The 8,862-nt window shown below is 73.6% G+C and carries 10 protein-coding genes; 8 read left to right on the top strand and 2 right to left on the bottom strand.

The features are described from left to right. On the top strand, positions 1-772 hold a 772-nt coding region (locus tag AC1DQF_RS20340; protein WP_477527046.1), incomplete at its 5' end, for a thioesterase family protein. A gap of 212 nt (positions 773-984) precedes the next feature. Further along, complete coding sequence (locus AC1DQF_RS20335; RefSeq protein ID WP_477527045.1) at positions 985-2,301, top strand: alkaline phosphatase PhoX; 1,317 nt, start codon at positions 985-987, stop codon at positions 2,299-2,301. Between the two features lie 16 nt (positions 2,302-2,317). Here AC1DQF_RS20335 and AC1DQF_RS20330 read toward each other — a convergent pair whose 3' ends face one another. Both AC1DQF_RS20330 and AC1DQF_RS20325 read right to left on the bottom strand, forming a co-directional pair. Further along, on the bottom strand, positions 2,318-2,785 hold the full coding sequence (locus AC1DQF_RS20330) for a CBS domain-containing protein (protein WP_477527044.1): 468 nt from the start codon (positions 2,783-2,785) through the stop codon (positions 2,318-2,320). Further along, positions 2,773-3,957: a hypothetical protein gene (locus AC1DQF_RS20325; protein WP_477527043.1), complete on the bottom strand. Its 1,185-nt coding sequence runs from the start codon at positions 3,955-3,957 to the stop codon at positions 2,773-2,775. The genes AC1DQF_RS20330 and AC1DQF_RS20325 overlap by 13 nt, the downstream gene beginning before the upstream one ends. Positions 3,958-4,033: 76 nt before the next feature. On the opposite strand from AC1DQF_RS20325, the gene AC1DQF_RS20320 reads away from it, so the two are divergent. The 6 genes from AC1DQF_RS20320 to AC1DQF_RS20295 are packed head-to-tail and all read left to right on the top strand — an operon-like array spanning position 4,034 to position 8,755. Further along, a complete protein-coding gene (locus AC1DQF_RS20320) occupies positions 4,034-4,432 on the top strand; it encodes a (deoxy)nucleoside triphosphate pyrophosphohydrolase (RefSeq protein WP_477527042.1) in 399 nt (132 codons plus the stop codon). Then, positions 4,429-4,713: a hypothetical protein gene (locus AC1DQF_RS20315; RefSeq protein ID WP_477527041.1), complete on the top strand. Its 285-nt coding sequence runs from the start codon at positions 4,429-4,431 to the stop codon at positions 4,711-4,713. The genes AC1DQF_RS20320 and AC1DQF_RS20315 overlap by 4 nt, the downstream gene beginning before the upstream one ends. After that, positions 4,706-5,668: a DMT family transporter gene (locus AC1DQF_RS20310; protein ID WP_477527040.1), complete on the top strand. Its 963-nt coding sequence runs from the start codon at positions 4,706-4,708 to the stop codon at positions 5,666-5,668. Before AC1DQF_RS20315 ends, AC1DQF_RS20310 begins: the two co-directional genes overlap by 8 nt. After that, positions 5,665-6,609: an N-acetyl-1-D-myo-inositol-2-amino-2-deoxy-alpha-D-glucopyranoside deacetylase gene (gene mshB / locus AC1DQF_RS20305; protein WP_477527039.1), complete on the top strand. Its 945-nt coding sequence runs from the start codon at positions 5,665-5,667 to the stop codon at positions 6,607-6,609. The genes AC1DQF_RS20310 and mshB overlap by 4 nt, the downstream gene beginning before the upstream one ends. Positions 6,610-6,612: 3 nt before the next feature. Further along, positions 6,613-6,978 carry a hypothetical protein gene (locus AC1DQF_RS20300; protein ID WP_477527038.1) on the top strand — a complete coding sequence of 122 codons (366 nt, stop codon included), beginning with the start codon at positions 6,613-6,615 and terminating at the stop codon, positions 6,976-6,978. Between the two features lie 10 nt (positions 6,979-6,988). Continuing rightward, on the top strand, positions 6,989-8,755 hold the full coding sequence (locus AC1DQF_RS20295; RefSeq protein ID WP_477527037.1) for a VanW family protein: 1,767 nt from the start codon (positions 6,989-6,991) through the stop codon (positions 8,753-8,755). Positions 8,756-8,862: the final 107 nt, after the last annotated feature.

Genomic DNA, 8,862 nt, shown 5'->3' with positions numbered 1-8,862 from the left:
GGCCACACCCGACGGCTTCTCCGCGGAGCTCGACCCGGGCTGGGTGGTCGGCGGGGGAGTCAACGGTGGCTACCTGCTGGGCGTGATCGGTCGTGCGATGAGCGAGACGGTCCCGGCCAAGCCCGACCCGATCGCCGTCAGCGCCTTCTACGTCTCGGCCTCGCGCCCCGGCCCCGCCACGGTCCGCACCCGCGTGGTGCGTGACGGCGGCACCACCGCCACCGTGGCCGCCGAGCTCGCCCAGGGCGAGGACACCCGCATCACCGCCCTCGCGACGTACGGCGACCTGTCCCGGCTGCCCGACGACGTGCGCACCACCGCCATCGAGCCCGAGCTGCCCCCGGTCGACGAGTGCTTCGCCGCGTCCTCGGCGCCCGGCACGGCGCACCAGGTCCCACCGCTCATGGAGCGCTTCGACATGCTCTTCGACCCGGCCTGCGCCGGCTGGGCGGTCGGCCGACCGAGCGGCCGCGGCCTGATGCAGGCGTGGTTCCGGCTGGCCGACGGGCGTGACCCCGACCCGATCCAGCTGCTCATGGTGCTCGACGCGCTGCCCCCGTTGACCTTCGACCTCGGGCACCCGGGCTGGGCACCCACCCTCGAGCTCACCGCCCACGTGCGCGCCGTGCCCGCGCCGGGCTGGCTCAAGGTCGCGCACCGCACGCGCAACGTCGCGGGCGGGCTCTTCGAGGAGGACTGCGAGGTCTGGGACTCCGCTGGACGCCTCGTCGCGCAGAGCCGCCAGCTGGCGCGCTTCCCGCGGCCGGCCTGACGCGCGAGGCGCCGCTGGCGTGCACGAGACGGACATCGGTCAGCACGACGCGGGCCTCGGCTCCGACAACGGCAGACGGTTCGCGGCTGCGCCCTGTTGCCCCGGGGCCCTCCGGGGTTAGCCTCACGAGGAGCAGGCCGGCACCCGGGCCGATGGTCGGTCCCGACCCCGTCGCGAGAGGCGCAGACATGATCAGGAGCACGTTGCTTGCAGTGGCCACCGCTGTCACGACCGTCGTCGCCCTCGGGTCGTCCGGCACCCCGGGTGCCGCAGCAGGTGGGTCGGGCCATCCGCACGCCGGCTTCGACCCGGGGCCGGTGGTGGTCGACCCGGACGGGGTCATCGACCTGCCGTCGGGCTACTCCTACGACGTCTTGGCGCGCGACTGCGTCGACGAGGTGACCTCCACGGAATCAGGCGTCACCTTCCCGATGCCGAGCGACTTCGACAACAACGAGCTGGTGCGGGGCGCCCATGGCCGGCTCCAGCTGCTGACCGCCCACGAGCTGACCAAGCCGGTCGCCGGGGACTACCAGGGCGACGCGGACAAGTGCGCCGTACCGGAGCAGGCGAGCGCCGACGACGGCGACAGCGACGGCTGGGGGTCGGTCTCGCGGCTCACCCTGGGCAGGGACGGCACCACGGTGACCGACAGCGAGCTGATCGCGACGGGTCTGCACAACCTCTGCGCCGGCGCCCGGACCCCGTGGGGAACCGTCCTGGTCAACGAGGAGTTCCCCTTCGTCAGCGACCCGGAGCAGCGCTCCGGCTGGGTCTGGGAGATCGACCCGCAGACGGGCGCCGAGACCAGGCTGACCGGGATGGGTCGCTTCAGCCACGAGCAGGAGGCCCGATCGCGGGGCGCCTGGTACCTGACCGACGACCGCGGGGACTTCCAGTACCTCTACAAGTTCGTCCCGCGCCGGCAGCACGACCTGACCTCCGGCCAGCTGTACGGCCTGGACTTCGACAGGGCGACGAACACCGGCACCTGGGTGAGGCTGGAGGACCCCGCCAACGCCGAGGCCGAGATGGTCGCCAAGGTCGGCCCTCCCGACGCCACCAACTCGTTCTGGAAGCACGAGGGGATCATCAAGGCCGCGAGCGGCCACGGACTGATCTTCGCCGAGTCGGCCTCGGGCAGCGACCCGGGTCGCGTGTGGCGGCTGACGGACGACCACGACGGGGTCACCGGCACCGTCCTGGTCGAGGGTGACTTCGCGACGATGAGCCGGCCCGACAACGTGCGCTACGACCGCGCCGGCAACCTCTACGTCTTCGAGGACAACGGCAGCGCGCTCGGCAACCCGGCCACCGGCGGCAACAACGAGGTCTACGTCCTGCCCCGGGGGAGCTCCGGCGCGGAGGACCTGGTCCACCTCGCCACCATCGGCGGCGGGGGCGAGGGCACCGGGCCGGTGTTCTCACCGAACGGCAGGCTGCTCTACCTGTCCATCCAGGACCAGGAGCAGCCCGACGGCTCCGACAGCCGGGTGATCGCCATCCACGTGCCCGTCGCCGGGCACTGAGGTCCGGAGCGGTCGCTCAGCGACCGATCTGGTGGACCCCGCTGCGCTCGACGGCACGCGCCCGGACGTCGTCGTCGCTGCAGAACCCGTCGAGGGTGCGCTTGAGGCACAGCAGCCCGACCAGCCGACCGGTCCCGTCGACGACGGCCAGCCTCCGCGTCCCCCGTCGCCGCATGAGCTCGAGGGCGTCCTGCAGGTCGTGCTCCGGCCCGATCGTGCGCCCGGCGAGCGTGGCCGCGTCGAGGGCCGAGGCCGCGGCGTCGGTCGCGGACGAGAGGTCGTCGCGGAGCAGGGTCCCGCGCAGCACGCCGTCGCGGGTCAGCAGCAGCATGTGCACGTGCGAGTCGGTGAACGCCTCGTGCGCCCCGGCGACGGTCAGGTCGTGGCCGTGCGTCCACGGGGTCGTGACCATGGCGTCGCCCGCGGTCCCCGCCTCCCGGGCGCCGTCGGTCCTGCGGCTCGGCTCGCTGGTCAATCGAACCACCCGCGGTCCATCGCCACGATCCAGCGCCGGCGGGGGTGCTCGGTGACGCACCAGATGCGGTCGGTCGAGGGCCAGTAGGCGAGGTCCTCGGGCCCCATCGGCACCGCCCAGCGGCGTACCCGCATCGCACCGGGCTGCCCGGCGGCCACCGTCCCCGGCATCCAGGGCCCGTGCGACACCGACACGTGGTAGCGACCGCCCGCGAGGACGGCGCCCTGCATCTGCCGCACCCCGCCCTCGTCGATCGCCAGCGGGCGGGAGAAGCCGTCCGCGCCGGTCTCGAGCTGCCACGTCCCGGTGTCGAGCGGGTAGCGCGCCAGCCTGGTGCTCGCGTCGGGGTCGTGGGCGTACTCCCCGGCCACGAGCGCCGGCGGGTCCGAGCGTCGGTCGAGCGACAGGAAGGAGTAGCGGAGCTTCTCGTGGCCCTCGTCGGTGAAGGCCTGGTAGGTCGAGCGCACCGGCAGCACGTAGCGGTGGCCGAACGACGCCACCCGGGTGCCGTCGACACCGAGCTCGTCGGGACGGTCGTCGTCACCGGGCACCCGCATGATGTCGTCGACGCGCGCGGTCACGAAGCCGCGGCTGGTGGCGGCGATGTGCAGCCACGGTCCGGCCCACACGATGCCGCCGGCGTGGATGTTCATCGGGCACAGCTGGAGGGCGCCGTCCTCGTCGAGGACCGGGACCACGAGCAGGACGTGACGGTACTCCAAGGTGTCGAGGTCGATGAAGGTCACCCGCGACCCGCGCTTGATGCCGTCGCTGCCCGTGGAGTACCACGTGGTCACCAGCACCCGGCGGCCGTCGCCCTGCCCGTCGACCTGCCCGACGAGCTCGCTGGCGGAGGCGTCGGCGCTGGTGGAGATGCCCTGCGGGTACCAGTTCTCGTCGAGCTCGTCGTAGGCGTCCCAGGCCCAGGCCTCCCGGACGGCCCGGCCGAGCAGTCGCGGCAGGACGCGCGCGCGGCGCAGGCGGTACTTCAGGTCGCCCAGCAGCCCGTCGAGCCCCGCCGGCCGGCCGAGCACCGCGGCCAGGGCCTCGATCTCGCGGGCGTTCTCGTCGGTGCGCTGGAGGTGCACGCCCTCGACGTAGGCGCGGTTCCCGTCCGGGGACGGTTCGGTCCCCGCCTGCTCCTGCCCGGGAGGGGGAGGGGTCTCGCCGGCTTCGCGCATGGGCCCACCGTAATCGCGCGTCGCCGCCGGCCGGGTGCTGGATCCCGTCGGGACCGGGCTGACTAGGGTCGGCCTCGTGACCGACCAGCCCCGGGTGCCCGTCGTGGGTGCCGCGATCGTCCGGGACGGTCGCGTGCTGGCGGCTCGTCGTACGGCGCCCCCCGCGGCCGCGGGCCGGTGGGAGTTCCCCGGCGGCAAGGTCGAGCCCGGGGAGACCTCCGGTGCCGCGCTGGTCCGCGAGGTCGCCGAGGAGCTGGGCTGCGCCATCGTGGTCACCGGGTGGCTGCCGGGGGCCGCCGCGATCGGCGACACCCACGAGCTCCGCGTCGCGACCGCCGACCTGGTGGACGGCGAGCCCCAGCCCACCGAGCACGACCGGCTGCGCTGGCTCGCTGCCGACGAGCTCGACGACGTCGACTGGCTGGAGCCCGACCGTCCGTTCCTCGCACCGCTGGCTGGGATGATGCAGCGGTGAGGGCCATCTTCTTCGACGAGGACGACGCGCACGCCGTGGCGGCACGCCTGCTCCGCGACGGCTTCGAGGCCGAGGTGGGCCGCGAGCGCCTGGCCGGTGAGGACGACGACGAGGGGCACCCCTGGGCCGTGGTGTCCGACGCTCCGGAGTTCATGGTCGAGCTGCTGGTCGACGAGTACGACGGATGGCTGGACGGCGACGACACCGAGACGCGGCCCGCGCTGCCGCCCCTGGACCTGCCGGCCGCCCCGAGACGGATCAAGCGACCCTCCGGTGACTGATCCGTCGACGGACCGGGTGGCCGTCCCGGCGGAGGGGACCGCCCGCCGACCGGTCGGGACCCTGCCGCTGGTCCCGGCCGTCGCCTTCGTCCTGGTGTGGTCGTCGGGCTACATCTCCGGCCCGTACGGCGTGGAGTACGTCGCGCCCTTCACGCTGCTCGCCCTGAGGTTCGCCCTCGCCGCCGCGATCGCCCTGGTCGTGGCGCGGCTGTTCCGCGGGCCGTTGCGCATCGCCCGCGCGGACCTGGGCCGGATCGCCCTCACCGGGCTGGCCATGAACGCCGTCCAGTTCGGCGCGATGTACCTCGCCTTCGACGCCGGTCTCGGCGCCACCCTCGCCTCGCTGCTGCACGCCCTCACCCCGGTGCTCACCGCCGTCCTGGCCGCCGCCCTCCTCGGGGAGCGGTTGTCGCCGCGGCAGGTGGTCGGCCTGGCGATCGGGGTGGTCGGGGTGGTGATCGTCCTGGGCCCCGACATCGACAAGGCGGGCGGCCCGGGTGCGGTGGCGCTGGGCGTCTTCGGCGCGATCACGCTGAGTCTCGGCACCCTGGGGCAGCGGTGGATCGGGCACGCCCCCGACCCGTGGTGGTCGGCCGCCATCCAGTTCACCGTGTCCGTGCCGCCGCTGGCGCTCCTGGCGCTCGCCCTGGAGGGCACGCACGCCGTGAGCGACCCGGTGCGGGGCGGGCTGACCGTCCTGTTCCTGGCGGTCGTCAACTCGATCATCGGCCTGCTGCTCCTCGGCAAGCTGGTGCGGGCCGGGGGAGCGGGCGCCGGCGCCTCCCTGTTCTTCCTCTCCCCGCCGGTGACCGCCGTGCTGGCCTGGTTGGTGCTGGGCGAGACCCTGACGCCGCTGGAGCTCCTCGGTCTCGTGGTGGCCATGGTCGGGGTCGCGCTGGGCACCGGCARCATCACGCTGGGTCGGCGAGGTGCCCCGCCTAGGGTGGAGCCATGACCCCACGTGTCGGCGCCGGAGCGCCTCCTGCGGACGGCGCCCTCGACCAGCGCCTGCTCCTGGTGCACGCGCACCCGGACGACGAGACCATCAACAACGGCGCCACCATGGCCAAGTACGTCGCGGAGGGCCGCGGCGTCACCGTGGTGACCTGCACCGCCGGCGAGATGGGCGAGGTGCTGGTCCCCGACCTCGAGCACCTGGCCTACGACAAGGACGGCGGGCTCGGGGAGCGTCGCAAGGGCGAGATCGGCGAGGCGATGGCCGCCCTCGGGGTGACCGACCACCGCTGGCTGGGGGGCTTCGGTGCGTTCCACGACTCCGGGATGGCGTGGCACCCCGACGGCCACGCGGTCGCCGCGGAGGTCGTGCCCGACAACGCGTTCTGGAACGCCGACCTCCGCGAGGCGGCCGACGAGCTGGTGCGGATCATCCGCGACGTGCGCCCGCAGGTGCTGGTGACCTACGACGAGTTCGGCGGCTACGGCCACCCCGACCACATCCAGGCGCACCGCGTGGCGACCTACGCCACCGCGCTCGCCGCCGTGCCGGCGTACAAGCGCGACCTCGGTGAGGCGCACGACGTCGCCAAGATCTACTGGTGCGCGATGAGCGAGAACCGGATGCGCGAGAGCCTGCGCCAGATGCGGGCCGCCGGCGACACCACGAGCTTCGAGGGCATGGACCCCGACGGCGATCTCGGCCCGTTCGTCACGGCCGACGACCTGATCTCGGCCCGCGTCGACGGGCAGGCCTACGCCGCGCAGAAGATGGACGCCCTCAAGCTCCACCGCACGCAGGTCGATCCCGACGGACCGTTCTTCGCCGGCGCCGAGTCCGGTCACGCGTTCTGGGGCGACGAGTACTACGTCCTGGCCAAGGGCAGCCGGGGTGCCGCGGGCGAGGACGGCTTCGAGCCCGACCTCTTCGCCGGGCTCTGAGGAGTGCGCCTCGTCCGCAGGGGCGGGTGCGCCGTCGGGCTGCTGGTCGTCGGAGCCGCTGGTGGGCTGGCCGCCGTGCTGCTCCACCAGCGGGGCTGGGGGTTGGCCCTGGGTCTGGCGGCCGCGGTCGCCTCGGCCCTCGCCCTGCCGCGCGGCTGGTGGTCGCGGGTGGCGTTCATGCTGGGCTGGATGGGAGCCGTGGCCTGGGCCGCGGTGCCACGACCGGAGGGTGACTACCTGATCCCCGCCAACGCCTCGGGCTACGCGCTGCTGGCCGGCTCCTTCGTGGTCCTGCTGGTCGCGCTGGCCACCAGCGGGCCCACGCGCCGGTCGCATGACGATCCCGGGGAATCACCGACCCCGACCTAGGATGCGGGGCGTGTCGTTCCTCTCCGCCTCCGACGTCGACGCCGGTCCCGGCACCAAGGACAAGGCCGGCGGCAAGGTCGTGATCTGGCTGCTCCTCGCCCTGCTGGTCGTCTTCGGCGGCCTGTACGTCGCGGCGCACTACGCCGCCGGGGACAAGGTGCCGCGCGGCACGACCGTCAGCGGGGTGAGCATCGGCGGCCACCCCCAGGACGAGGCCGCCGACCGGCTGCAGGCCGGTCTGGCCGACCAGGTCAGCGCCCCGGTCCAGGCCGTCGTCGACGGCACGCCGGTGAGCATCGAGGCCACCGAGGCGGGCCTCGCGGTCGACTACGAGGCGTCCGTCGCCGAGGCCGGCGGCGAGGAGAGCTGGGACCCGGTCCGGCTCTGGAACTACTTCACCGGCGGTGACGACCTCGACGCCGTCGTCACCGTCGACGAGACCGCGCTGGGTGCCCTGGTCACCCGCCTCGACGCCGAGGACGGCCGCCCGGTGCGGGAGGGGTCCCTCACCTTCCAGGGGGCCCGCTTCAGCCAGGTCACGCCGCGGACGGGCCGCTCCCTCGACCCCGCTGCCACCGGCGAGGCGCTCTCCGGCGCTTGGCTCGAGGGCGGCACGGCCGAGCTGGAGCTCGTCGAGGAGCAGCCGCAGATCGACGCCGGCGACCTCTCGGAGGCCCGCGAGTCGTTCGCCAACGCCGCGGTCTCCGGCCCCGTCGCGCTGACCTTCGATGAGTCGACGGTCCGCCTCCAGCCCGCCGACTACACGCCGGCGCTGAGCATGGAGGCCGTCGACGGCGAGCTCGTGCCCCGGCTCGACGAGCAGGTCCTCACCTCGGTGCTCGAGGGCAGGGTCGCCGTCGGCGGCGCCCCGGTGGACGCGACGGTCGCCCTGGTGGGCGGCCGGCCGCAGGTCGTCCCGGCCAAGCCCGGCGTGACCTACGACCAGCAGCAGGTCGTCGACGGCTTCCTCCAGCTGGTGGCGGCCCCGGGGGACCAGCGCACCCTGGCGGTCGACGCCCAGGTCGCGCGGCCCGACGTCACCACCAAGGACGCCCGCGCCCTCCAGGTCAAGGAGCAGGTCTCGAGCTTCACGACCTACTACCCCTACGCCGAGTACCGCAACGTCAACATCGGCCGGGCCGCCGAGCTCGTCGACGGCACTGTGCTCCGTCCGGGGGAGACCTTCAGCCTCAACGACACCGTCGGCGAGCGGACCCGGGAGAACGGCTTCACCGAGGGGTACATCATCTCCGACGGCATCCTGGTGAGCGACCTCGGCGGCGGTGTCTCGCAGATGGCCACGACGACCTTCAACGCGATGTTCTTCGCCGGCCTCGAGGACGTCGAGCACAAGCCGCACTCGTTCTACATCGACCGCTACCCGATCGGGCGCGAGGCCACCGTCGCGTGGGGCGCCGTCGACCTGCGGTTCCGCAACGACACGCCGTACGGCGTGCTCATCAGCGCCAAGGTCACCCCCGCCACCGCCACGACCAGCGGGGTGGTGACGGTCTCGATGTACTCCACGAAGTACTGGGACATCACCACCTCCACCGGGGAGCGGACCAACGTCACCCAGGCGAAGGTGCGCCGGGTCGACACCGTGCAGTGCCACGCCAACACCGGCTACGGCGGGTTCGACATCGACGTCACCCGCTACTTCGAACCGGTCGGGGCCAACACGCAGACCCGCCCTCCCGAGGTCTTCTCGACGACCTACACGCCCAGCGACACGGTGATCTGCACCAACCCGGACGCCGAGGACAACATCAGCTGACCCGCGCCCGTGCCTGCTCCGGGACGGGGCGCGCCCGCACGGCCAGGGCGAGCACGGCCACGGCCGCGAGGATCGCGGCGCTGCCCGCGAGCACCGACTCCGGGGCG

This window comes from Nocardioides sp. P4_G4, from assembly GCF_056401085.1.
The sequence above is the reverse complement of the archived record's forward strand: the minus strand, read 5'-3'. Positions and strand labels throughout refer to the sequence as shown.

Excerpts from the sequence above, each read along its gene's own strand:
- AC1DQF_RS20325 (WP_477527043.1), bottom strand. The coding sequence starts at position 3,957 with ATGCGCGAAGCCGGCGAGACCCCTCCCCCTCCCGGGCAGGAGCAGGCG.
- mshB (WP_477527039.1), top strand. The coding sequence starts at position 5,665 with ATGACCCCACGTGTCGGCGCCGGAGCGCCTCCTGCGGACGGCGCCCTC.